Source organism: Marinobacterium zhoushanense (assembly GCF_014641945.1).
GTDB lineage: Bacteria > Pseudomonadota > Gammaproteobacteria > Pseudomonadales > Balneatricaceae > Marinobacterium_D > Marinobacterium_D zhoushanense.
On sequence record NZ_BMIJ01000001.1, the window covers coordinates 824340 to 848054 of the forward strand.

The 23715-nt window shown below is 57.1% G+C and carries 18 protein-coding genes and 1 pseudogene; 13 read left to right on the top strand and 6 right to left on the bottom strand.

What is annotated here, in order from left to right; translation table 11 throughout:
• Nucleotides 1-2: 2 nt before the first annotated feature.
• The 6 genes from IEX40_RS03855 to IEX40_RS03880 all read left to right on the top strand — a co-directional run bounded on the left by IEX40_RS03855 (nt 3) and on the right by IEX40_RS03880 (nt 7781).
• Nucleotides 3-797, top strand: coding sequence for a fumarylacetoacetate hydrolase family protein (locus tag IEX40_RS03855; RefSeq protein WP_188745756.1), 795 nt, complete (start codon nt 3-5; stop codon nt 795-797).
• A gap of 30 nt (nt 798-827) precedes the next feature.
• Nucleotides 828-2363, top strand: a complete 1536-nt coding sequence (hpaE, locus tag IEX40_RS03860) for a 5-carboxymethyl-2-hydroxymuconate semialdehyde dehydrogenase (protein WP_188745757.1) — start codon at nt 828-830, stop codon at nt 2361-2363.
• A gap of 164 nt (nt 2364-2527) precedes the next feature.
• The gene (hpaA, locus tag IEX40_RS03865; protein WP_188745758.1) at nt 2528-3433 is read left to right on the top strand and encodes a 4-hydroxyphenylacetate catabolism regulatory protein HpaA; all 906 of its coding nucleotides are present in this window, start codon (nt 2528-2530) and stop codon (nt 3431-3433) included.
• 347 nt (nt 3434-3780) lie between these two features.
• Nucleotides 3781-4629 carry a methyl-accepting chemotaxis protein gene (locus tag IEX40_RS22075; protein WP_229680563.1) on the top strand — a complete coding sequence of 283 codons (849 nt, stop codon included), beginning with the start codon at nt 3781-3783 and terminating at the stop codon, nt 4627-4629.
• A 313-nt stretch (nt 4630-4942) separates the two neighbouring features.
• The gene (locus tag IEX40_RS03875; RefSeq protein WP_188745760.1) at nt 4943-6241 is read left to right on the top strand and encodes an alginate export family protein; all 1299 of its coding nucleotides are present in this window, start codon (nt 4943-4945) and stop codon (nt 6239-6241) included.
• Between the two features lie 127 nt (nt 6242-6368).
• Nucleotides 6369-7781 carry an aldehyde dehydrogenase family protein gene (locus IEX40_RS03880; protein WP_188745761.1) on the top strand — a complete coding sequence of 471 codons (1413 nt, stop codon included), beginning with the start codon at nt 6369-6371 and terminating at the stop codon, nt 7779-7781.
• Between the two features lie 101 nt (nt 7782-7882).
• Here the strand turns inward: IEX40_RS03880 and IEX40_RS03885 are convergent.
• From IEX40_RS03885 to IEX40_RS03910, 6 genes and pseudogenes are all read right to left on the bottom strand, one after another.
• A pseudogene (locus IEX40_RS03885) lies at nt 7883-8272 on the bottom strand (hypothetical protein); the annotation flags it as partial.
• A gap of 277 nt (nt 8273-8549) precedes the next feature.
• The gene (locus tag IEX40_RS03890) at nt 8550-9857 is read right to left on the bottom strand and encodes a sensor histidine kinase (RefSeq protein ID WP_188745762.1); all 1308 of its coding nucleotides are present in this window, start codon (nt 9855-9857) and stop codon (nt 8550-8552) included.
• Nucleotides 9844-10524 (bottom strand): response regulator transcription factor, encoded by a 681-nt coding sequence (locus IEX40_RS03895; protein ID WP_188745763.1) that lies wholly within the window; start codon nt 10522-10524, stop codon nt 9844-9846. The genes IEX40_RS03890 and IEX40_RS03895 overlap by 14 nt, the downstream gene beginning before the upstream one ends.
• The gene (locus IEX40_RS03900) at nt 10518-13679 is read right to left on the bottom strand and encodes an efflux RND transporter permease subunit (RefSeq protein WP_188745764.1); all 3162 of its coding nucleotides are present in this window, start codon (nt 13677-13679) and stop codon (nt 10518-10520) included. The genes IEX40_RS03895 and IEX40_RS03900 overlap by 7 nt, the downstream gene beginning before the upstream one ends.
• Nucleotides 13672-14841: an efflux RND transporter periplasmic adaptor subunit gene (locus IEX40_RS03905; protein ID WP_188745765.1), complete on the bottom strand. Its 1170-nt coding sequence runs from the start codon at nt 14839-14841 to the stop codon at nt 13672-13674. Before IEX40_RS03905 ends, IEX40_RS03900 begins: the two co-directional genes overlap by 8 nt.
• Entirely contained in the window at nt 14838-16052 is a 1215-nt protein-coding gene (locus tag IEX40_RS03910; protein ID WP_229680543.1) for a TolC family protein, read from the bottom strand. Before IEX40_RS03910 ends, IEX40_RS03905 begins: the two co-directional genes overlap by 4 nt.
• A 422-nt stretch (nt 16053-16474) precedes the next feature.
• On the opposite strand from IEX40_RS03910, the gene IEX40_RS03915 reads away from it, so the two are divergent.
• From IEX40_RS03915 to IEX40_RS03945, 7 genes are all read left to right on the top strand, one after another.
• The gene (locus IEX40_RS03915; protein ID WP_188745767.1) at nt 16475-17551 is read left to right on the top strand and encodes a PA0069 family radical SAM protein; all 1077 of its coding nucleotides are present in this window, start codon (nt 16475-16477) and stop codon (nt 17549-17551) included.
• Nucleotides 17552-17700: 149 nt separating this feature from the next.
• Nucleotides 17701-18207 carry a universal stress protein gene (locus IEX40_RS03920; RefSeq protein ID WP_188745768.1) on the top strand — a complete coding sequence of 169 codons (507 nt, stop codon included), beginning with the start codon at nt 17701-17703 and terminating at the stop codon, nt 18205-18207.
• Nucleotides 18208-18227: 20 nt separating this feature from the next.
• The gene (locus IEX40_RS03925) at nt 18228-19178 is read left to right on the top strand and encodes a tripartite tricarboxylate transporter substrate binding protein (protein ID WP_188745769.1); all 951 of its coding nucleotides are present in this window, start codon (nt 18228-18230) and stop codon (nt 19176-19178) included.
• 70 nt (nt 19179-19248) lie between these two features.
• On the top strand, nt 19249-19833 hold the full coding sequence (locus IEX40_RS03930) for a hypothetical protein (protein ID WP_229680544.1): 585 nt from the start codon (nt 19249-19251) through the stop codon (nt 19831-19833).
• Nucleotides 19834-19848: 15 nt separating this feature from the next.
• On the top strand, nt 19849-21324 hold the full coding sequence (locus tag IEX40_RS03935; protein WP_188745770.1) for a tripartite tricarboxylate transporter permease: 1476 nt from the start codon (nt 19849-19851) through the stop codon (nt 21322-21324).
• Between the two features lie 129 nt (nt 21325-21453).
• Nucleotides 21454-22161, top strand: a complete 708-nt coding sequence (locus tag IEX40_RS03940) for a helix-turn-helix domain-containing protein (RefSeq protein ID WP_188745771.1) — start codon at nt 21454-21456, stop codon at nt 22159-22161.
• 178 nt (nt 22162-22339) lie between these two features.
• A complete protein-coding gene (locus IEX40_RS03945; protein WP_188745772.1) occupies nt 22340-23701 on the top strand; it encodes an aminotransferase class III-fold pyridoxal phosphate-dependent enzyme in 1362 nt (453 codons plus the stop codon).
• Nucleotides 23702-23715 lie beyond the last annotated feature (14 nt).

Below are 23715 nucleotides of genomic sequence, written 5' to 3' on the forward strand. Positions count from 1 at the left end.
CCATGAGACACGCACGCGTTATTTTTGACGGCCGCGAGCTGGATATCGATATCGACACCGACGTTAACAATCGGGACCGCATCACCACCACCGATGGCGAAGTGCTGAATGTAGCGCTGGATTCCGACGCGATCACCTGGCTGCCGCCGGTAAAAGAGCCGGGTACGATTTTCGCGCTGGGCATCAACTATGCCGATCACGCATCCGAGCTGGCGTTCGAGCCGCCGAAAGAGCCGCTGATCTTCATCAAGCACGCCAACTGCCTGACCGGTCATAAGCAGGTGAGCTACCGTCCGGACAACATCGACTACCAGCACTATGAGTGCGAACTGGTCGCCGTGATCGGCAAAACCGGCAAGAACATCAAGCGTGAAGATGCGCTGGAGTATGTGGCCGGCTATACCGTCTGCAACGACTTTGCGATCCGCGACTATCTGGAAAACTACTACCGCCCCAACCTGCGCGTCAAAAGCCGTGATTCTCTGCTGCCGATGGGTCCCTGGATCGTCGATACCGCCGATATTCCCGATGCCAACGCGCTGAGACTGACCACCACTGTCAACGGCAAGGTCACTCAGGACGGTAGCACCAAGGATATGATCTTTGACGTACCTTTCGTCATCGAATATCTGAGCAAGATCATGACCCTGAACCCGGGCGATATGATCTGCACCGGCACGCCACACGGCATCGTTGACTGCCAGCCGGGCGACACCATCGTTTGTGCTATCGAAGATATCTGCTCACTCGAGACCCGTATGGTCAGCGAGCAGGAATACTACGGCGACAAATACTGATATTGAGGCATTAGCTTCGGGAGAATAATGATGAGCGATACACTGCAAACCAACCTGGAACGCGCCACTCAGTATCTGGAGCGCTTCAAGAACAACACCACCGGCCACTACATCAACGGCGAATTCACCCTCGGCACTGGTGGCAAGGAGTACGACAACATCACCCCGACCGACAACTCCTCCATCGGCAAGGTGATGGCGGGCTCCATCGACGACGTAAACGCTGCCTGCCAGGCCGCCGAGGACGCCTTCGAAGAGTGGTCCAACACCCCAGGCGCCGTGCGCAAGAAGCTGTTGAACCAGTTTGCCGACAAGCTGGTCGAGCGCGCCGACGAGATCGCCCTGGTCGAGTCGATGGATTGCGGTCAGGCGATCCGCTTCATGAAACAGGCCGCCGTGCGCGGTGCCGCCAACTTCCGCTTCTTCGCCGACAAGGCGCCGGAAGCGCAGAACGGCCTGGCTCTGCACCAGGATGAGCACACCAACTACACCCTGCGCAAGGCGATCGGTCCGGTCGGAATCATCACGCCGTGGAACACGCCGTTCATGCTCTCCACCTGGAAGATCGCCCCGGCGCTGGCCGCAGGCTGCACCGTGGTGCACAAGCCGGCGGAACTGACTCCGCTGAGCGCCTACCTCCTGGCCGAGATCGCCGATGAAGTGCTGCCCAAGGGCGTGTGGAACATGGTCAACGGCTTCGGCGAGAACGTCGGCAAGCGCCTGACTGAACACCCGGCGATCAAGGCCGTGGCCCTAGTCGGCGAGTCCGCCACCGGCTCCCACATCATGCGCCAGGGTGCCGACACCCTGAAGCGGATGCACTTTGAGCTCGGCGGCAAGAACCCGGTGATCGTATTCGATGACGCCGACTTCGAGCGCGCGCTGGATGCCGTCGTGTTCATGATCTACAGCCTCAACGGCCAGCGCTGCACCTCCTCCAGCCGCCTGCTGATCCAGAGCGGCATCCGCGACAAATTCATCGCCGCGCTGGAGCAGCGTGTGCGTAACCTGCGCGTGGGTCACTCGCTGGATCCGAACACCGAAGTCGGCCCGCTGGTGCACACCGGCCATTTCGAGAAGGTGATGAGCTACATGGATATCGCCAAGGCGGATGGCGCCACCATCGCTGTCGGCGGCAACCGCATCCTTGATGGCCGTGAAGGTCTGGATCCGGCCGGCAACTACGTGCAGCCGACCCTGTTCACCGGTGCCAACAACACGATGCGCATCGCCCAGGAGGAGATCTTCGGCCCGGTATTGACCGCCATCTCCTTCGACACCGAAGAGGAAGCGATCGCCATCGCCAACGACACCGAATACGGTCTGGCCGGTTACATCTGGACCGAGAACACCGGCCGCGCCATGCGCATGGCCAAGCATGTCGAAGCGGGCATGCTGTGGGTGAACTCGGAGAACAACCGTAACCTGCCCTCCCCGTTCGGCGGCATCAAGATGTCCGGTATCGGTCGTGACGGCGGTGACTGGAGCTTCGATTTCTATATGGAAACGAAGAACATCTGCATCGCGCACGGCACGCACAAGGTGCCGCAGCTCGGTAAAGGCTAAAACCTACTGCGCGACTCGTGGCCGCTTGTAGTATGAGCCGCGCGGTGCTCGGAATCCTCATGTATCACGTATACACTGCGGTTCCTGCGCGCCGCGCGCCTCGCCCACAAGCCGCTCGCAACGGTTTTCGGAGCGCCTAAACATAAGCAGATTATGGAGACCGCGTGACCGACTCCGAACACAGCGCCTGGATCCCCAACATCGTCCTGGGACAGGATTACGACCAGCGCTATATCGACGCCCCGATCCATTACGATGTGCTGGAAAATCTGGCCGGCTTCTTCGGTCGCGATATGCCGGTGCACCGGCATGCCCAGTATCTGCAGATCCACTACATCGACCGTGGTGAGATCAGCTTCCATATCGATGACAAGATCTACCACGTCACCGGCCCCGCCTGTTTTCTGACCCCTCCTTCGGTACCGCACTCCTTTCTGACCGAGGCGGACGCCAAGGGTCATGTGCTGACCATCCACCAGTCCATCGTCTGGCAGCTGATGAAGGATGGGCTCGAGCAGGAGATCGAGAGCAACCTCGGCGAAGGGATCTGTCTCGAACGCGGCAGCCTCAGCCAGGAGCAGCGCAGGCTATGGACGCGACTGGCGCAGAACCTGCGCAACATCCGTGCTGAGTGGTACCAGGAGCTCGCGGCAAAAAACCTGGCGCTGGACTCGCTGGTCCGACTGTTGATCATCCGTATTGCCCGACTGTCTAGCAGACGCGCCGAGAGCATGACCGTCAACAACGACGACCTCAGACTGTTCCATCGCTTCTCCGACCTGATCGAAGAGCATTATCGGGAACAGTGGCATCTGCCGCAGTACACCCAGGAGATGGGCGTATCGGAGAGCCGCCTAAATCAGATCTGTCAGCGGATCTCCAACCGCTCGCCGAAAAAACTGATCCACGACCGTATCGTGCAGGAGTGCAAGCGCCTGCTCACCTTCAGCAGCCTGAGCAGCAGCGAGATCTGCTACCAGCTCGGCTTCGCCGACCCCGCCTACTTCTCCCGCTTCTTCAAGAAACACACCGGCGTTACCGCCCAGCAGTACCGCAAACAGCAGCAGTAGCTCGCTGGATCAACCGTACGGTTGATGTACATACCACTGGCACCGGGGTAATAGTGGCTGTTTCTCGCCCAGTATGATCAAGGAGCGTCGGGATGCTGACCAAGAAGTACCGCCGGAGAATCGTTGAGCTGGAAGAGGCCAATCTTTCCCTGAGCCACCGGAATTCGGAACTCGAAACCCGATTATCGGAGCAGTCAACCCGGATCGATACCCTGACCGACCAGCTCCAAGCAGCACGGCACAACATCCCGGCCAGCCTCTTCCGTACTCAGGTAGCCACGCTAGAGGATCAACTAACAGTCATACATGACCGCGTGCACCTGATCTCCGAAGAGCTGTTCGAACCCATGATCGAATCAGAAGGGTCGAACAAAGAACTGGCCCGGGTCAGTGACGAGTTAGAGCGTCTGAACGCCTCCCTGCTATCAATATCAAACAGCGCAGATAATACTCGGGATATTGTCAATGAACTCAAGAAGTTAGCCACCGACATAAACAGCTTTGCCGGTGCAATCAACAAGATCGCCGAACAAACCAACCTGCTCGCACTTAACGCGGCGATAGAAGCAGCGCGCGCCGGCGAACAGGGACGAGGTTTTGCAGTCGTCGCAGATGAAGTGAGGGAACTGTCCAGCCGTACCCGCGCATCCAGCGAACAGATATCGGATCTGGTACAGAAGATCGACACCAAAACCGCCGCCGTCGATGAGAAAATCGAAGGCTTGAGAGAGCTGTCACAGAGTGCGCGCCAAGTCGCCTCGGACACCGTCTCGTTAACCAAAGCTACCACTCATAAAGCCGGCACGCTGATGGCCTCGGTCTATCGCTCGATGGCCTTTGGCCATGGTTCCGATTCAGCGCTGGAGCTGATCCTGCTCTGCTTCCAGTGGTGGACTCTATGGCACAATGGCCAATCCGAGTATCCCCACACACTTCTCGATCCAAAGGCGACCCGGTTTGGACAGTGGTACTTCGACGGCGACGACAATGAGTTTGATTACCGATCACTCCAGGCTTTTCGGCAGATAGAGCCCTGCATACTGGCACTCTACAAGAGCGGCGAGGATTTGCTGACCACCCTGTCCCCACATGATTACCCGCAAGCCGAGCGTCTTTTCGTAACAATCCACGGCCAGATCAACAAGATAAGCCGTCACATGGACGACATCCAGAACCACCTGTTTCAGCATCTGTAACCCGCACCACAGGCGCCATACGTATCGCCCTGCCGTCGCAGAAGACGCGCCAAGATCATGACCGTCCACAATGCCACCTCAGACGCTGCTACCGTTTCTCAGACCTGATCGAGGAGCATTACCGACGGCAGCGGCACCTGCCGCAGTACCTCAAACAGCAGCAGTAGTTCCCCGGATCAACCGTACGGTTGATTTTTAGCCGATCACAAAAACGATTTAATGAATTTCGTATTTTCGGTGATTCCCCTCTCACCTTCAGTGCAACCGACAAACACAACAAGAAAAGCTAAAAAAACACACTGAGGAACACTTCATGAGAAAAGCATTTCGTCCTTCACTATCCGCACTGCTGTTGGGCTCGGCAATCGCTGCCGCATCCGGCTCCGCTTCCGCCTACAACCTGTACAACCAGGACGGCACCGAGCTGAACCTGGATATCGAGGTGATCCTTGGCCACTTCAGCAGCGAAGAGACCTACGGCAACAGCGAATCCAGCCCCGCCTGGACCGAGGGCTATGCCAAGTACGGCTTCTCCGGCAGCAAGACACTGGGCAACGGCAGCCTGTTCGGTGCGGTCAATGCCGTCACCTCCGGCACCTGGGGCGACGGCGATGCCGCGGGCCTGACTACCGGCGATGAGCGTGAAACCGATATCGAAGACCTATACATCGGCTACCGCACCGATATGGTCGAGTTCTCCGTCGGTCGCCAGAACCTGACCATCGGTGACGGTTTCATCCTCAACGGTGACTCGCTGAACATGGGCGAGGGGCTGGACGGCATCGTGCCGGGGTTCAGCGCCAACCGTGGCGGCGCCTACTGGCTGGCCGCGCGCAAGGCGTTCGACAAGACCGCGGTGCTGCGTGTCGGCGGTGAGTCCGGCCCGCGTGGCGATCTGTTCTGGTTCGAATCCGACAACCCGGCCCAGGCCAGCGTCGAGATGGCCGGGATCAACCTGGAGTACGTCACCGACAAAGGCACCTTCGGCCTGATGCACCTGAAGGGGCTGGATGTGGATGACAACGAAGCCGCGTTCTTCGGTTACGACGGTCGCGACGGCCAGAAGACCACCAGCGTTCGCTTCCAGGGCAACGCCGGGGTCGAGAACCTGTTCCTCTCCGCCGAGTACGTGGATCAGTCCCAGGGCAACAGTAACCCGGATGCCAACGCCTGGTACGCCGAGGCGGGCTGGACCTTCGCCGACATGCCCTGGTCGCCGAGCTTGAACTACCGTTACACCAGCTATGACGAAGGCTACGACCCGCTGTTCTTCGGCTTCAACCGCGGTTACGGCACCTGGTTCCAGGGTGAAGTGGCGGCCAACTACGCCGGTCCCTTCGGCACCGATGCCGACATTCACTATCTGGGCGTGAAAGCCAACCCGACCGAGATGCTGACGGTGGGTGCCTCCTACTTCGACTTCAGCGATACGGTGGGCGGCTCTGGCAGCAACGATGCCAACGAGATCGATATCTGGGCCGAGTGGGTGGCACACGATCACCTGATCATCAGCCCGCTGGTTGGTTTCTACACCCCGGATTCCAACAGCAGCACCCAGGGCAACGACGATACCAACACCTACGTTCAGGTACTGGCGATCGTTCCGTTCTAAACCACGGCCTGCCATCACATGGCAGATTTCGTACTAAAGGCTCCAAGGTCGGGGCGGTGCATACCGCCCTCGGCCCGGTACCACGCCTTGAATAGACAACATTAAAACAAACTCTATGGAGGCAACCATGTCCACCGAACTCTCCCTGCTGATCAACGGCGACAAGGTTGCCGGACAGGGCAACGCGTTCGACGTGATCAACCCGGCCACCGAAGCCGCCATCGCCTCAGGCCGGATGGCCTCGGTCGAACAACTGGATCAGGCCGTAGCCGCCGCGCGCCAGGCGTTCCAGAGCTGGCGTAAAACCTCCGATGCCGAGCGCACCACGCTGCTGCACAAGGTCGCAGACCGTATCGAGACCAATGCCGACGAGCTGGCCCGCATCATCGTGCAGGAGCAGGGCAAACCGCTGTTCCTGGCGCAGATGGAGGTGGGCGGCGCCGTGGCCTGGACACGCTACAACGCCGACCTGGAGATCCCGGTCAAGCTGATCGAGGACAGCGAGCACAAGCGCATCGAAGGCCATCGCAAGCCGCTCGGTGTGGTCGCCTCCATCACCCCCTGGAACTGGCCGCTGATGATCGCCATCTGGCACATCATCCCGGCCCTGCGTACCGGCAACACCGTCGTGTGCAAACCCTCCGGGCTGACGCCGCTGAATACTCTGCGTCTGGTTGAGATCATCAACGAGGTGCTGCCCGCCGGCGTGGTCAACCTGGTCACCGGTGAACGCGAGATCGGCGAGGCGATCAGCCGTCACTCCGGCATCGACAAGGTGATCTTCACCGGCTCGACCCCGACCGGACAGAACATCATGGCCAACGCGTCGGGCAACCTGAAGCGCCTGACCCTGGAGCTGGGCGGCAACGATGCTGCCATCGTGCTGCCCGGCACCGATGTGGATGCCGTAGCGGAGGGGATCTTCCAGACCGCCTTCCTGAACATGGGCCAGACCTGTGCCGCGCTGAAGCGCCTCTACGTGCATGACAGCCTGTACGATGCCCTGTGCACCAAGCTGGCCGAGATCGCCAACGCCCAGGTGGTCGGCGACGGGCTGGCCGAGGGCACCAGCTTCGGTCCGGTACAGAACGCCAACCAGTTCCAGCGCGTCAAAGAGCTGGTCGAGGATGCCAAAGCCCGGGGCGGGCGTATCCTCAGCGGCGGTGCACCGGTCGACGGCAAGGGCTACTTCTACCCGCCGACCATCATCGCCGATGTCAGTAACGGCGTGCGCCTGGTCGACGAGGAGCAGTTCGGCCCGGCCCTGCCGGTGATCCGCTATAGCGATATCGACGAGGCGATCCGCCTGGCCAACGACTGCCCCTTCGGCCTTGGCGGTTCAGTCTGGGGACCGGACCTCGCACAAGCAAACAGCATCGCTCGGCAGTTGGAGTGCGGCACCGTGTGGATCAACGGCCATGCCGAGGTCCTGCCCCACGCCCCGTTTGGCGGCTGCAAGCTATCCGGTGTCGGCGTCGAGTTCGGCGTCGAAGGCCTGCTGGAGTACACCCAGCTGCAGATCGTCAACATCAACCGGTAGCATGCAACACAGCAACCCTCTTCGACATTCAGCTTCCACCATGGCTCTCTGTTTTTGCAGAGGACTCTCATAGCCCCCTATCCGGGGGCTTTTTTTGTTTTTTAGGGGTAAGCGGATTTAATGGTTGATAGATCAACCCCGTAGTTGAGTTCCTCTGCGAAGTCCGGCAGTCCATAACCGATGGTTTTCTTGTAGAACGGAGAGACCTTCGCAGTCGGGGCCTTCTTCTTGTGCTTCGTGGTGTAGAGCATTCGTGCCCGCATCACCTCGAGGTTCAGGTTTCAGCTCCTTTCTGAGGCCCTTGCGCACCTTCTCCAGGGCATCGTTGGCTATGCTGACGATCTCCACCTTCTGCCGGCCTTTCATCTTCATCAGATAGTTGGTCTCTCAAAGCGCTGCTAGTGGCCTAGGAAATCGGCCCGGGCACTGAAAATGTCGCGTACTGTCTTCTCGGCTAGACCGGTCTGAGTCGCCACATAAGTGTAGGGATGTTACTCAGGCAGGTGCAGGATGTTGTTGGGCATTTCGGTCATGCGGCGAGCTCCTTCTCATGTTAACTCCATAATTTTTTGAATTTCGGTCAAACCTTTTCTTAGATGTGAAGGAACTTACTCTGCAATTAGCCTCAGAGCCAAGATTGGTCACAGTGCCTAACAGGTGCCGGGATGAATGACTAAAGAATGCTCCAAAGGTCGACCTTTTCCTGCTCGTGATCGGGCACCATTTCTTGTTGACGTGCATCGCGACTTGCATCTTAATCTTGGGCTGTCAGCAGTCCCTGAAAGCTTCCGAAGTCTTCAAGTCAGCTTTAAAGCACAAACGTGTGCTTCTCCCGTCTTGAAGGATTATATTTTCAAATTTCCAGCCAAGTCTCCGGGTTAATTTTTCTGTCAACTGCAGCCCGAGACCAAAACCAAGATCGTCATCTTTTTCCACTACCGATGTATCGAAGTTTTCTACCTCAACTATCCAACCTTCTTGAGTAATCCGAATCTGCCCCTCCCATGTGTGCTGGAAAGCATTGCGAACAAGATTGCCTATTACGATGCGGGCAGCAGTTTCAGGAAGTTCGAAGGTGCTGGGGGATGTGCGAACAGATAACTGGACACTTTTCCCATCCAGAAGGTATTTAAGATCGCTGGTGATGTTTTCGATCAGTTGATCTAGCCGCACTTCTCTCTGAGGCAGCTCACTGATGTCTTCTCGCCCTAGCCACAACAGGGTCTCAGTCAGATGTTTCATGGTCAGACTAGCGCGATCAATGCGATTGACAGCGGCATCTGCGCGAGAATCGCATTGAACGTCGGGCTGAAAGCTTTTGAGTTTTTCCAACAACTGGATGTTACTGCGTATGACACTGATCGGGGTGCGCAGTTCATGGCTGGCACGCCGAAGGAAGGTTTGCTCCCTATCGAGTCCGTCTTTCACCGAGATTAAGCTACTACGCACCACTTCGGCGAAATCGTTCAGGTCTCGGAATCCGAAATCCGGAACTTTTTCATCAAGCGTTTTTTCGTTCAGCCCCCTAGCCCAAATCCCCAAGCGAGTCACGGGTTGGGCCATTCGATGCATCAGCCACCACACCATCAGTGCCAGGACCACAGCAGTCCCCAATCCGATTGCCAGCAGAGTCACCAGTGAATCTCTGCCATTACGTAGCGCCAAATCGGATACTCTGTCAGGTGAAATGTGGAAACTGACATAAAAAAGATCTTTAGAGGTACCCGTGACCATGTAAAAAACCAACTGATCAAGCTCCTCTTCCGTTCTCTCTAAATTAACTTTCTGAAGCCGGTTAGAGTTTTGGGGCGGCGTGGGCACTGCTGCGACAATCGAATCGGGCTGGTCCGTCCACTCGCGAGTTACCGTGTAACCATCCAAGTCGCTGACCGCGGTATACCCTTTGTCGTTCGCGACAGCCGTTGCGGCTCGAACCATGTGGTCGGCAATAATAGTATCCATGCCTTTCATGAAATATTGGGCAGATAAGAAGCTGTACCCCATGACAAGTATCAGAGCGATGGTTGTAAATGTGAGAATCAGCGACCCTCGGAGACTGGAGTTAAGTTTGATCATCGCTATCTCTCAATGCAAAACCAAAGCCGGGCACTGTCTGAATCATGGGGGACAAAAAACCAGCATCTATTGCTTTGCGCATATAATGAACATGAACTTTTAAGGCATTGCTGTCAGGTAAGCTATCCCCCCATATGGTTGCCTCCAGCTTCTGCCGGGATACCGCTACAGGTGCTTCTCTCAGAAGTATCTCCAGCAGTTTCCAGCCTGTCGGGGACAGCTTCAGGGGGCGACCAGCGCGACAGACCTCTCGCTTGTTCAGATCCATCTTGAGTTCGCCGTAGCGCAAAATCCTGGCCTGGCCACTCCGACGTCGGGTAAGGGCGTTCACCCGAACCACGAGTTCGTCAAGTTCAAATGGTTTAGTCAGGAAGTCATCGGTACCGGAACGAAAGCCATCTAGCTTGTCCTGGAGTTGATCCCGAGCGGTCAGCATCAACACCGGGATATCGTGCCCCATATCCCGCAGCTTCTGGCAAAGAGTCAGCCCGTCGAGCCTTGGCAGATTGAGGTCTAACAGGAGCGCATCGTAATCATGTTTCTGAACGAGCTGAAGTCCGCGAACACCGTTGCTCGCGTGATCACACTGAATGCCTTCAAGTTCTAGGTACTGCACGACGGTGGTAGCTAGGTCATGATCGTCCTCAACCAACAAAACATCTAACATCGCTTTTGGACTCCCTCGCTATATGTCTTACCTATCGTCACTCGCTTCAGGAAAACGGTCATATCTTCTTGAATGGCGATAAGTGATGGTATCAGGATCAGAGTTATCACCGTGGCGAACATAACTCCATAGGCCAGTGAAACAGCTGCTGGAATCAGGAACTGAGCCTGCATGGAGGTTTCACTGAGTATTGGTATGAGACCGGCAAATGTTGTTGCCGATGTAAGCAGCACCGGGCGTAGGCGTCCAACGCACGCGGTTATCATTGCTTGTTTATGATCGTTGCCTTGCCGAATTTCCTGATTGTACTGACTCACCAATAGTAGGCTGTCGTTGACAACCACACCGCTGAGCGCAATTACACCGTTAAAAGATAATATGCTCAGAGGCAGGTCATTCAACCAATGGCCCAGAATAGCGCCAACGATGCCGAAAGGAATTGCGGTCATGATCACTACTGGCTGGATATAGGATTTCAATGGAACGGCCAGCAACATGTAGATCACGAGCAGGGCAAGCATAAACATGGTAGCCATGGACGATGACGTTTCCTGCTGCTGCTCCGCCTCGCCGCCAAACTGAATATCCAGGCCGGGATACTGTTCTTGAAGGTCTTTGGCGATGGTAATCTGTAGGCTCCGGACCAGTTCGGTCACGGATCTGGCTTCCTTGTCCACATCGGAGGTAATGTAAACGGCCCGTTTTCCATCAATACGGGTGATGCTATCGCGGGAAAATCCGTAAGTGACTTCCGCCACTGCGGAAACCGGCACGACATCACCGGACGAAGTTCGGATGTTTGCCTTGAGTACATCGACGGCACTGCCCCGGTCCGATTCTGGATAACGCACTTTTACTTCCACTTCATCTCCGCCACGCTGGTAGCGCTGAACGACCTGGCCACTGAATGCCTGGTATATCTGGGCTGCAAGATCATCGGTGGTGAGCCCCAGGGATTTGCCCTGATCCGTCAGCTTCAGGTTGAGCTGAGGCTGAGTGGGCGTGAGGTTATCATCCAGACCGCTGATCGCGGCAATACCCTGAAGGTGTTCTCTTAATTCGTTGCCCGCTTGATAGAGCACATCGTCATCGTTGGATCGAAGCTCAATACGCAACGCGTCTACCATCATTTGACGACTCTGGATACTGAGCGTTTTTGTGCCCTCGGGATTGCCTGCAAGCGTTCGCCAACGACGGGTAAACTCGTCTAACGTATAGGGCGCATTATCCGTCAACTCGACGGTCACTGAACCGCTTTGGTCATCTTCGGAAATGACCTGCAGGTTAGCAATAGCTATGTCGTCATGACTGCCGGCTGTTCGCAGAGCTTCGTCAACCTGGAACGCCTGAGATTCGAGTTGGCGCAGCGCATTGTGTGTCAGTCCGTAACTTGCATCTTTTTGCATGGTCAAACTGGCGGTCACGGTTTGGGCGGGCACATCTGGAAAGAAGCTGGTTCTCACTGTGCCGTTGAACGGCATGGCGATTACCAGTACAAACATTCCGATGCCGAACAAAACGACCGCGTAACGGTGGGCTATTGCGTGTCCGATTAGGGGGGTGTAGATGCGGTTATTGAGCGAGGCTAAAATTCCATCCGCGCCGTTCTGTATTTTTTGCCACCCCCGAGAGGCCCAGTTTCCGCGTTCCCCATTGCGATGAGTATGCAAGTGGGCCAGGTGAGCCGGCAGGATAAGCTTCGATTCCACGACGGACAATAGCAGGCAAATGGTGACTACTACCGCAAACTGTGCGTATAGCTGCCCGAGCGTGCCACTGATCTGCGACAATGCTGCAAAAGCAGCCACTGTAGTAAAAACGCCAAACAGAGTCGGCACGGCCACCAGCATGGTGCCTTTAATGGTATTGGTGAGTGTATCGCCATACTTTTCCCGCGTCGCATAGACGCTCTCACCCACAACTACCGCATCGTCCACCACGATCCCTAGAGCCATGATAAAGCCGAAGGTAGTGAATTCATTCAGGCTAAGATCGGCGAAGTTTTTGCCCATGAAAAAGAGCGTGCCAAAGAAAATGAATGGCAGTCCCATCGCCACCCAGAACGCCACCTTGAGATTCAGGAAAATAGCCAGTAGCAGGAATACCAGCACGATCCCCATCAGAGCGTTTTCGACCAACAGTGTTAGTCTGCTAGAGATATTTTCACTGCTGTCGCTCCAGCTCGCCAGCTCTATGCCTGCGGGCAACGTCCCGTTCTCCCGCCATTGCTTAATAACTTCTTCAACAGCGGCTACTGTTTTCATAATGTCATCGTCACCAATGCTAACTACATCCAGAGCAAGGCTGTTCCGGCCATTAAACCGGGACAACACTGGCGTTGAGTCATCGAAGGTGTCCCGAATCTTGGCCACATCGCCCAAGGTAACGACGCCCTGCTGAGCCGTAGTGATCAGCGGAATTTTTGCAAATTCTGTGGCGTAATATGATTGCTCGGATGCTTTGAGTTGCAGGAAAAGGCGTTCCTGACGAAGGATGGCCGTTGAAGTATTTGAGGAGAACTGATTGATGGCATCCTGAACATCAGTCAGGGACAGGCCATAAGCCTGTAAACTCGCCTCGTCGATTTCGATAGCCATTATCGGATCAACCCAGCCTGAATAGGTTATCCGACTGATATCCTGTCGTGACAGAAGGTCCGCCTTCAGCCGGTCTCCCAGTTGCTGCAAGGTCTGACGACCGACATCGCCATACAGTTGGAGTGTTATAGCCTGGGATTCCCGTTGACCTTTCTCTACCACCGGCTTTTCCGCATTGGCCGGAAAATTCGAAACACCATCCACCTTGTTTTTAACATCCCGTAGCAGCGCATCCAGGTCGTAATCCGACTGTCGCTCGACGGTGACCGTCACACCCTGGCTGTTAGAGGTAGATGTGATGGACTTGATGCCGGTGACACCCTCCAGAGCGTCCTCGATTTTAATGGCGACACCTTCCTCGCTTTGCTGGGCGGAACCGCTGAGATAGGTCACAGACACTGTAATACTCTCCGGATCAGCTGCCGGAAAGGCTTCCTTGCGTAAGTCGCCAACGCTCAACAGACCCGCAACAATGATGAGGACCAGAAGCAGGTTAGCGGCTACCGGATTGGTGGTGAACCAGGGAATCACACCCTTGTAGTTGTGCTGCTTACTCATCGTATTGCTCCCTGTGAGGAACAACTTTCATTCCTTCGCTGTAGCTGCTTAGTGGCTGAACAAGAACCTTCGCGCTTTTGCTTCTGTCAGGCGGCTCGACGTAGATGTGCCCGGTATCCGAAAAGCGGATGTTAGCGGCGTGAGCGTTCAGAAGGTTGTCGTCGTTGACGGTCCAGATCTCGCCCCGCTGGCTCAGTGCTGATGGCGGTAGCTTCCACAGGCCAGCCACGGCCTTTCCTGGAATTTGTGCGTTAAGGAAAGTGCCGGGATACAGTGGTGTCTCATGGTTGAGCGGTTGTTCCACTGTGACGATCAGGGATCGCAGGCGAGTATCCGTGTTCAGGCTCTTTTCGACACGAGTCACGACGCCGGTCCAGTGCTCCCCGGTTTCATGCTGCTGAAGCTTTACCGGGTAGTCCCCCGACAGGAGAGTTGCCTCGCTGGGCAGCATTGACCAGTCGCTTGCTGACAGAGGAATGGCAACGTCCACTGTACCGGCGCTTAACAATTGCCCGATCTCATTACCCGCTTGTATGTAACTCCCCGGCGCAATTTCCCGGCTCACCACGATGGCGTCGAACGGTGCCTTGATGCGGATACTGGCGAGGTCCGCCTCTGCAGCAGCAACGGCTTGTTTCGCGCTATCCAATGCTGCTTTTGCAGCGGCCAGTTGCGGTTCTCGCAGCACCAGAGGTGAGGTTGGCTCACCCGTTAACCCGGACGAGGACCATTCCTGTTGCGCCTGCTGCAACTCTTGTTGCTCTTGCAAGTAATCCACGCGAGCACTGGCCAGGGTCTCGCGGGCCGACTCCAGTGACGCCCGAAGCTGGCTATCGTCTAATGTGGCGAGGGTTGTGCCACTGGTAACCAATCGTCCGGACTCAAAAGCGTCGTGCACCGCGACAACCTGGCCACTGACACGACTGTTCAGCGCCAGATCAAACCTTGCCTTGGCGCCACCAACCCCTTCAACAGAAGCCTGGTGAGTGGCAGCGGTGATCTCGATCACGGCAACGGTTGGGCTTTGTGGCTCCCTGGCTGCCGGTGTCTGTTGCATAGCCTCCTGGTGCTCGGCCATTCGCCCGCTGTTATAAATAATGACAGCGACCACAAACACGACAGCCAGCAACAGGACAATTATTCGGATGGATTTACGACTCATTCGGTGACTCCCAGGCCCAGCGCAAGCGCCAGGGTGATGCGGTTATCAAGGCGGTTGAAAGTAAGTGTGTCGAGCTGTGCTTCCAGATCGTAGGTCTGCCCCTGTACGTCCAGAAGCTCCAGAATGGTGGCGTTACCGGCACGGTATTTGTCCTGATAACGCGTCAATGTAAGGCGCTGCGTTTCCAAGGCTTGCTGTATATAGGCCTGGCGTTCGGAAAGCGCCTGTTCACGGGCCAGCGCATTGCGGACTTCCTCAACGGCCGTTAGCAGGGTTTCGCGATAGTTCTGGTATTGAATGGCGCTCTCAAGATTGGCGATTTCGACAGCGGCTTTCAGTTTGCCACCCTGAAACAGTGGCGCGGTCAGTTGTCCCAGTAAAGACCAGACCGGATCGGTGAGAAGGGCATCTCCAGGTGAGGCTGCAATGTCTTCCAGTGCGGCTTGAACATCTATCCTCGGAAGCAGGTCTTTATAAGCAACGCTGGCGTCTTTTTCGGCTGCCGCAATGGCGTGCCACGCCGCCTGCAAATCCGGGCGGCGGGCCAGAGTCTGTTCCGGTAATTCAGCCAGTGGTTTCTCTACGTTGGGGTACTCGTCGGGCACCTGATATGGGTTGTCGGTTACACGACCCAGCAGACTGTTCAGCGCTCTCTCACCTTCGCGAATGGACTGTTCAAGCTCGCGTGCTGAAGCACGGGTGCTGAGGGTTGAACTGCGAGCACTGTCAAGGTCATCCAGAGTACCGAGGCCTCGCTGATACCGTTGCAGGATAAATTGCTCGTTCCTTTCAAGGGTGTTCAGCCTTTGCCGTTCTATCGCCAGGGAACGTTTTTGCGAGATCAGGCTTAGCCAGCTACTCATCGTTTCAGACGCCAGCGTATCCCTGGCTGCCTGATAGGTTTCCTGTTGCTGAAACTGGCTTTGCTCTGCTGCGTTAATACCGTCTTCAATGTGTTGCCACAGATCCAGTTGCCAGTTAAGTGTCAGCGACCCTGTGTATTGGCTGTCAGAATCCTTGGTGTTGCTTGCGCTGAACCCAGCTTCCAGCTCCGGGTAGCGGTCACCGCGCTTCTGGCGTAACTGGGTCTTGCTCTGCTCAAGCGCCAGGAGGGTTTGCTGTAATCCGGGGTTATTGGCCAGAGCCTCGGAAACCAGCGATTGAAGTTCCTGGCTGTTTATCAGTTCTGTCAGATGCGTGGCAGAACCCATTGAGTCATCGTTTGACCAGGCTGGCACCGTCAATGGTATGTGGCTGGCCTGGGAGGAATAATCCCTCTGATCACCCATACTGGCACAGCCCGATAGCAGGGCAAGCACCAAGGAGACCAAAAGCAGAAGGTAAGAAGGCATGAACTGTGTCCACCGGCGATAGGGTATTTAGAACCAGATGGACAACTTAAAGACAGAGGGGTTAGAGAAGGGTTAAAGCTTTAATGTTATCAACCACCTTTTCCGTTGGGAGAACGATATGAGTACCTTACAGTAAGTCGTGCATCAACCAGTTATTGCGGACACCCTTTATTAGTCGGGTTACAGATCAGCGGCAGAGTGAAGCGCATAACACCGCCTGGCTTGCGCTGCAACCCATATACTGTATATTTAAACAGTATTTTATTAAGAGCAGCGCCTTCATGTCCGCTTCAAAACCTCTACGAGGCCGGGCTGCCCTGAGCAATCCAGCCAACCGTTTCTCACCCACCCACCAGGAACTCGACGCCGAAACGGAGTTTGACGACGGCGAGGTTACTGACCGAATCGCTACGGTACAGATCGAAGAGCGGCCGAAAACCATCATCAGCCGCAACAGTTCGCCCGATGTACCCTTCGAGCAGTCGATCAACCCCTACCGCGGCTGCGAACACGGCTGTATCTACTGTTTTGCCCGCCCCAGCCACGCCTACTGGGACCTGTCACCGGGGCTCGATTTCGAGACCCATATCATTTGCAAGACCCATGCAGCCGAGCAGCTTGAGAAGGAGTTACGGGGGAAAAACTACCGCTGCACACCGATCACCCTGGGCGCCAACACCGATCCCTACCAGCCGCTGGAGCAGCAACGCCGCACCACACGCGAGCTGCTGGAGGTGATGCTCCGGTTCCGCCAGCCGGTGACGATCATCACCAAGGGTGCGCTGATCACCCGGGATCTCGATCTGCTCGCCGAGTTGGCTCGACAGCAGCTCTGCTCGGTGATGATCAGCATGACCACGCTGGATCCGCAACTCAAACGTACGCTCGAGCCGCGTGCGGCCGGCCCCAGGACCCGGTTAGCGGCGATCCGCGATCTGACCGACGCTGGCGTGCCGGTCGGTGTGTTGGTCGCACCGCTGATACCGATGATCAATGACCGCGAGCTCGAAGCCATTGTCAAAGCCAGTGCCGATGCCGGAGCGCGTTCCGCCGGCTATATCTTCATCCGCCTGCCGCATGAGGTGAAGGATCTATTTCGTGAATGGCTGGACCACCACTATCCGGACCGGGCCGAACATGTGATGAGTCTGATCCGTCAGAGCCGTGGCGGTCAGGAGTATGCCAGTCGCTTCGGCACCCGGATGCGTGGCGAAGGCGCGTTCGCCAATCTGATCGAGCAACGCTTTCGCCTGGCACTCAACCGATACGGCTTGGGCCAGCGTGACCGACTGCAGTTGCGTACGGACCTGTTCTCGGTACCACCCCAGACCGGCGACCAGTTGGCACTGTTCAGTTGAGCTCGCCGCGATAGCATCAAGCCAAAGTCCCTCACTCGGCTTCTCCCATCAAACACGCCTATCAACCGTACGGTTGATAGGCAATGCCTGCTAATTGCACTGTAATGAAGGTGTGTTCAGTCAATAACCCGTTTGCGGGGAGACGCTAGATGCTGCCAACGATCAATACGATCCTCTACGCCTCCGACATCAGCCCGGGCAGCCGTCCCGCTTTTCGCATGGCGGTGGAGCAGGCGCTCAAGCATGATGCCCAGATCATTTTCATCCACGCGCTGGAGCCGTTTAACAGCGCCGCCGCCGAGATGATTGATGATTACCTGCCACGCAAGGTAAACGCGGCCCATACCAACGCCTGGCTGAACACCTACAAGGAACGCATAACCGAAAGGATCCAGAGCTTCCTGGATGAAGAGTTGCCGGAAGGTACCCAGCTGCCCTACCCGACTCTAATAAAAGTACTCGTTGGCCCGCCGGCTAAGGTGATCGTGCGTAGCGCGGACAAGCTGGCTGCCGACCTGATCGTGATGGGTGAACGAAGCGCCTCGACAGCGTCCAGGATTTTCCTGGGTTCCACCGCCCAAAAAGTGCTTCACCACACTCAGATACCGGTACTCATCGTGCCCCTCAATAGCTCGAAAAACTCTAAAAAAGACTAACATACACACGTGAGGTGACCATGAAAAAACAGTTCAAGACATTGCTCGTTGCGGCAGCCGTAGCCGCGGCTCCGCTACTGACCGCAACGACTGCCTCTGCGGCCGACTATCCGTCCCGTCCGGTGAAGTTCGTTGTGCCCTGGCCGCCGGGTGACCTGGAAGATATCCTGACCCGCATCATCGCCGAAGAGATGACCAATGAAACCGGCAAGCCCGCAACTGTCGTGAACAAGGCCGGCGGCGGCGGCCTGATCGGAGCTGCCGACGTGGCCAATACGCCGCCCAACGGCCTGACTATCGGCTCCTTCGTCGCGGACATTCTCACCACCCACGTATTGGCCGGTAACGCGCCGTACGAAAAGGATACCTTCGAGCCTGTCGGTATCTTCCTCGACTATCCGTTCGTCATCGCCACCAAAGCCGACTCGCCATACAACAACCTGAAGGAACTGGCGGAATACTCCCAGACTCACGATGTGTCCCTGGGTCACTTCGGATACCAGGCGCTACCCACGGCGATCACCTTCAAGGCCGCGGTCAAAGAGGGGATCAAATTCGCCTCTGACGCCCCGTTCGACACCAACGACTGCTCTACGCTGGCCACCGGCGATGCGGACGTGATCAACACCACGACTCAGCAGATCCTGGCCTGCTTGAAGTCCGGCGAAGCGAAAGTGATCGCCTCGATCACCAATGAGCGCATCTCTATTGCGCCGGACGTACCAACACTGGCGGAGCAGACCGGTATTTCGCAGACCACCTGGAACGGCCTGTTCGTCAAGAAAGGCACTTCCGAAGAGATCAAGAACCGTATCGCCGAGATCGCACAGAAGGCACTCAAGGATCAGCGCGTATCTGATCTGGTTGCGAACACCGGCGCAGGTATCTACTGGGTTGGCGGCGCGGATGCCGAGAAGCGGGTTGCGAATGACTTTGAAGCCTCGAAAGAGCTGCTCAAGTTCATGAAGTGATCTGCCTGTTGTAACAAGCGAACCCCGGAGTCCATGAGGGACTGCGGGGTTCAGTAGCCGTCACGAGCCCATGAATAACATCTCGACAAAACAGATATCAGCGGCGCAGGAGAACGAGGAGTCCCTGGAGGAGAAATCCTACGGGGTCTACTGGTTCCTGTTGCTGGTGTCAGTGCTTCTTCTATGCCTGCTTCCCGACCAGGCGGCCTGGGTCAATACCAAACGCGGCTGGTTCACCCAGCCCATGGTTGGCTCCGCTCTCGGCCTCAGTGTCATGGCCATCTTTTCGCTGGTCCGTGTTGCCCAGTCACTCAAAGAGTTCCGCAACTCAGCTATCGTCCGCGGTGAAAACACCGTGGAGATGGTGTTCGACGGCCTGGAAAGCTATCGCACTGCGATTGCGTCATCTCTACTGTTCTTCCTGTATATCCAGTCCCTGACTCTGTTCGGCTTTCTGCTGTCGACCGTCCTGTTTACGACAACCCTGCTCTGGCTGTCGCGCCTGCTCGATCGCACCTGGTTTATCACCAACCTGCTCACCGTGGCGGCACTGATCATTGTCTTCCGCATCATCCTGCACATCTGGCTACCGGATGCCTGGCTCTACTCCCTGCTGCCGGACGACCTCGCCGACCTCGCCAACCAGTATCTATAACAGAGGCCCGACACTATGGAGACGTTACTCTTAGGTCTTAATGAAATTGGCCATCTCAATGTGTTGATGGCGATCGTGCTGGGCGCGCTGATCGGCGTGACCATCGGCTCCATTCCGGGACTGGAACCCGCCGGGGTCATGGCGATTCTGTTACCGCTTAGCTTCTCGATGGAGCCGCTGGCCGGCGTCTCCCTGCTGCTCGGCGTGTACGGTGGTGCCTGGTACGGCGGGGCGATACCCGCCATCCTGATGAACACCCCCGGTACCCCGGTGGCGGTGCTGACCACCTACGACGGCCACCCGATGGCGAAACGCGGTGAGGGCAAGCGCGCACTGTCGATCGCCTACACCTCATCGTTTGTCGGCGGCATCATCAGTGTCTGTTCGCTGGTACTGCTCGCGCCCACTCTGTCCCAGGTGGCCCGACAGTTCGGCTCCGCAGAGTTCGCCATGCTGGCCGCACTGGGGATGATCTTCGTTGTGCTTGCCCACCGCAACCATGTGGTTGAAGCGGCGATGATGCTCGGCTTCGGTATCTTCCTCGGTACCGTCGGTCTGGATCGCTCATACAGCACCCAGGTGTTCACCTTCGACCAGAGCTGGCTCCTCGGCGGTATCCCGCTGGTGCCGGCGGTGATCGGCCTGTTCGCCATGTCCCAGGCCTTCGTGCTGCTGTCCCAGCGCGGCAATGACGCACAGAAAACCAAGCTGGAGGGTAGCGGCATGTTCGCTGGCTTTGTCGAACTTCTCCGGCATAAAGTGACGGTGATCCGATCCGCTGCGCTGGGCGTGGTAATGGGCCTGCTGCCCGGTGTCGGCGAGTTCGGCTCGCAGTTTTTTTCCTACACCCTGGCGCAGAAATTCTCCAAGAATCCGGAGAAGTTCGGCGATGGCGCGCCGGAAGGTGTGATCGCCTCCGAGACCTCCAACAACGCGGTCACCGCCTCGGTCATGGTACCGCTACTGGCGTTCGGCATTCCCACCGACGCGCTGATGGCGATGCTGCTGGCGGTGTTCATGGTGCATAACTACATCCCGGGACCGACGCTGTTCGTAGAGCGCCCCGAGTTCATTTCGGGGCTGTATCTATCGCTGTTCCTGATGAATATCGTGGTGTTCCTGTACCTGACCTTCGCCACCCGCTGGATCGTCAACCTGACCCGCATTCGTGGTCGTTTCATCGGTGCCTTCATCCTGGTGCTCGGCTTTATCGGCAGCTACAGCCAGAACTACCGCTTCTCCGATGCGATGATCGCGCTCGGTTTCGCCATCTTCGGCTATATGCTTCGCCGGGCGAACATTCCGGCGGTGCCGATCATCCTCGGTCTGGTACTGGGGCCGGTATTCCTGACCCGCTTCCGCCAGGCGATGGGGGTTGGTGATGGCGATCTGACGATATTCCTGACCCGGCCGATCAGCCTGACCCTGTTCCTGATGATCGTGGCATCGCTGGGCTTCTATATCTGGGGATTACTGCGCAGGAAAAACTGAGCCCCGGCTTGGGCAGGGACGCCCGGATCGGCCACAGGCCGGCGCGGCGAATAGAATTCATTTGACATCAACTCTCACCCGCGCTAATAAGTTAATATATTAACTTTCTTACAAGCGGGTGACAGTTATATGAACGTCAATTCACTGTCGCACTCGGTAGGGCTATATCAGTTCCAGGAGGAATGTCTCGGTCTGCTTACCGGTGTGCTCGACGTACCTAAGGCGATCTCCTACCTTATCGACGAGAAGGGTAAACCGGTGTGCTACAAAGTACACCAGCTGCAGCCCTCGATGCACAGGGAATACGTCAACACCTACCACAAGTACGATCCGCTGCATCCGACCCTGTTCTCCGACAATGATGTCGACGTGGTCAAGATGAGCGATCTGGTGTCCGGTAGTGAGCGCAGCGAGCATCCCTATTTCCAAGAGTTCATCAACCCCTGGGGCGTGCGCGATATCGTCGAGCTGTTCCTGCGCCAGGACAACCAGCTGATTGCCGGTTTCGCCCTGTTCAACCTGGCCAGCCAGCCGGAGATCGATGCCGACTACGTACGCCGGGTGAACAAGCTCTATCAGTTCATGCAGTTCTCGCTGGAGCAGAGCATCGGCTCGCCGAAGAATGCCCAGTTCGACACCTTCTGCAGCCAGCATGGCCTGACCAATAAGGAGCGCCTGGTGGTCGAGCTGGTGACCCAGGGGCTGCCGAACAAATCGATCGCCAACAACCTGGACTGCAGCCTGGCCACGGTCAAGACCCACCTGCAGCATATCTTCCAGAAGCTATCGATCAACAGTAAGAACGAACTGATCTCCACGCTGTACCAGAAGCACTAGTCTCCTACTCCACCCGCTATCCGCACCAGGGCACTATCAACCTTCTGGTTGATAGTCGCCCAAACTCGCATCGATATACTCGATTTTATCGGCCGCGTTCCACCTCGCTGGGACATCGTTGCCGCGCTGGACTCCGCCCCGGCGCGCTTCTCGCGGTCCAAAGAAACCGGAGTAGATCATGCAATCGACAGCCCCAAAAGCGACAACTAAAACACAAAACTTCTGGAACCCGATGGCCCATCCCGGCGACCCGGCCTCGCGCAACTTTATCCAGATCGTCAAAGGCGACGGCAACTACGTCCAGACTGCTGCCGGCGACTGGCTGGTCGACGGTGTGGGTGGGTTGTGGAACGTCAACGTCGGTCATAACCGCCAGGAGGTCAAAGATGCCATCCGCGCCCAGCTGGATGAGCTGGAGTATTTCCAGATCTTCGACGGCTGCTCCCACCCCCGCGTCCACGAGCTGGCCGACAGGCTGGTCGAGATGACCCAACCGGAGGGGATGACCAAGGCGATGTTCAGCTCTGGCGGCTCCGATGCGGTGGAAACGGCGCTGAAGATCGCGCGTCAGTACTGGAAGGCGGTCGGGCAGTCCCAGCGCTACAAGTTCATCTCGCTGAAACAGGGCTACCACGGCGTTCACTTCGGCGGCGCCTCGGTCAACGGCAACACTGTGTTCCGTACCTCCTACGAACCCATGCTGCCGGGCTGCATCCACATCGATACCCCCTGGCTCTACCGCAACCCGTGGAACTGTGAGGATCCGGAGGAGCTTGGTCATCTCTGCGCCAAACAGCTGGAGGCGGAGATCCTGTTCCAGGGCCCGGACACTGTGGCCGCGTTCATCGCCGAGCCAGTGCAGGGTGCCGGCGGCGTTATCGTGCCCCCGGCCAACTACTGGCCGCTGGTGCGCCAGGTCTGCGACAAGTACGGCGTGCTACTGATCGCCGACGAGGTGGTCACCGGTTTCGGCCGCTCCGGCAGTATGTTCGGCGTGCGCGGCTGGGGCGTCAAAGCGGATATCCAGTGTTTCGCCAAGGGGATCAACTCCGGTTATATCCCGCTGGGTGCCACCCTGGTAAACGAGCGCATCTCCAGCGCCATCGAAGGCTGCCAATCCTTCACCGGCGCGGTGATGCACGGCTACACCTATTCCGGTCATCCAGTCGCCTGCGCTGCCGCGCTGGCGTCGCTGAAGATCGTCGAGCAGGAGAACCTGCCGCAAAACGCCGCCGTTCAGGGTGAGCTGCTCAAGCGCAAGCTGGAGCACGCATTGCTCGACTTCCCCGCCGTCGGTGAGATCCGCGGCAAGGGACTGATGATTGCCATCGATCTGGTCGCCAACAAGGAGACCCGTGAGCCGATCGATCCGACCAACGGTTATGCCAACCGCCTCGCTGCCGTGACCATGCGTGAAGGTGCCATCGTGCGTCCTGTGGGAACCAAGATCATCCTCTCGCCAACCCTGACCCTGACCGAAACCGAGGTCGACAAGCTGACCTTGGCGCTGAAGATCGCGTTCCAGGAAGTGAAGGCCTGATCCAACGCTCGAAA

Coding starts and splice junctions, on each gene's coding strand:
- IEX40_RS03855 (WP_188745756.1), top strand. CDS start 3: ATGAGACACGCACGCGTTATTTTTGACGGCCGCGAGCTGGATATCGAT.
- hpaE (WP_188745757.1), top strand. CDS start 828: ATGAGCGATACACTGCAAACCAACCTGGAACGCGCCACTCAGTATCTG.
- IEX40_RS22075 (WP_229680563.1), top strand. CDS start 3,781: ATGATCGAATCAGAAGGGTCGAACAAAGAACTGGCCCGGGTCAGTGAC.
- IEX40_RS03875 (WP_188745760.1), top strand. CDS start 4,943: ATGAGAAAAGCATTTCGTCCTTCACTATCCGCACTGCTGTTGGGCTCG.
- IEX40_RS03880 (WP_188745761.1), top strand. CDS start 6,369: ATGTCCACCGAACTCTCCCTGCTGATCAACGGCGACAAGGTTGCCGGA.
- IEX40_RS03890 (WP_188745762.1), bottom strand. CDS start 9,857: ATGATCAAACTTAACTCCAGTCTCCGAGGGTCGCTGATTCTCACATTT.
- IEX40_RS03895 (WP_188745763.1), bottom strand. CDS start 10,524: ATGTTAGATGTTTTGTTGGTTGAGGACGATCATGACCTAGCTACCACC.
- IEX40_RS03900 (WP_188745764.1), bottom strand. CDS start 13,679: ATGAGTAAGCAGCACAACTACAAGGGTGTGATTCCCTGGTTCACCACC.
- IEX40_RS03905 (WP_188745765.1), bottom strand. CDS start 14,841: ATGAGTCGTAAATCCATCCGAATAATTGTCCTGTTGCTGGCTGTCGTG.
- IEX40_RS03910 (WP_229680543.1), bottom strand. CDS start 16,052: ATGGGTTCTGCCACGCATCTGACAGAACTGATAAACAGCCAGGAACTT.
- IEX40_RS03915 (WP_188745767.1), top strand. CDS start 16,475: ATGTCCGCTTCAAAACCTCTACGAGGCCGGGCTGCCCTGAGCAATCCA.
- IEX40_RS03920 (WP_188745768.1), top strand. CDS start 17,701: ATGCTGCCAACGATCAATACGATCCTCTACGCCTCCGACATCAGCCCG.
- IEX40_RS03925 (WP_188745769.1), top strand. CDS start 18,228: ATGAAAAAACAGTTCAAGACATTGCTCGTTGCGGCAGCCGTAGCCGCG.
- IEX40_RS03930 (WP_229680544.1), top strand. CDS start 19,249: ATGAATAACATCTCGACAAAACAGATATCAGCGGCGCAGGAGAACGAG.
- IEX40_RS03935 (WP_188745770.1), top strand. CDS start 19,849: ATGGAGACGTTACTCTTAGGTCTTAATGAAATTGGCCATCTCAATGTG.
- IEX40_RS03940 (WP_188745771.1), top strand. CDS start 21,454: ATGAACGTCAATTCACTGTCGCACTCGGTAGGGCTATATCAGTTCCAG.
- IEX40_RS03945 (WP_188745772.1), top strand. CDS start 22,340: ATGCAATCGACAGCCCCAAAAGCGACAACTAAAACACAAAACTTCTGG.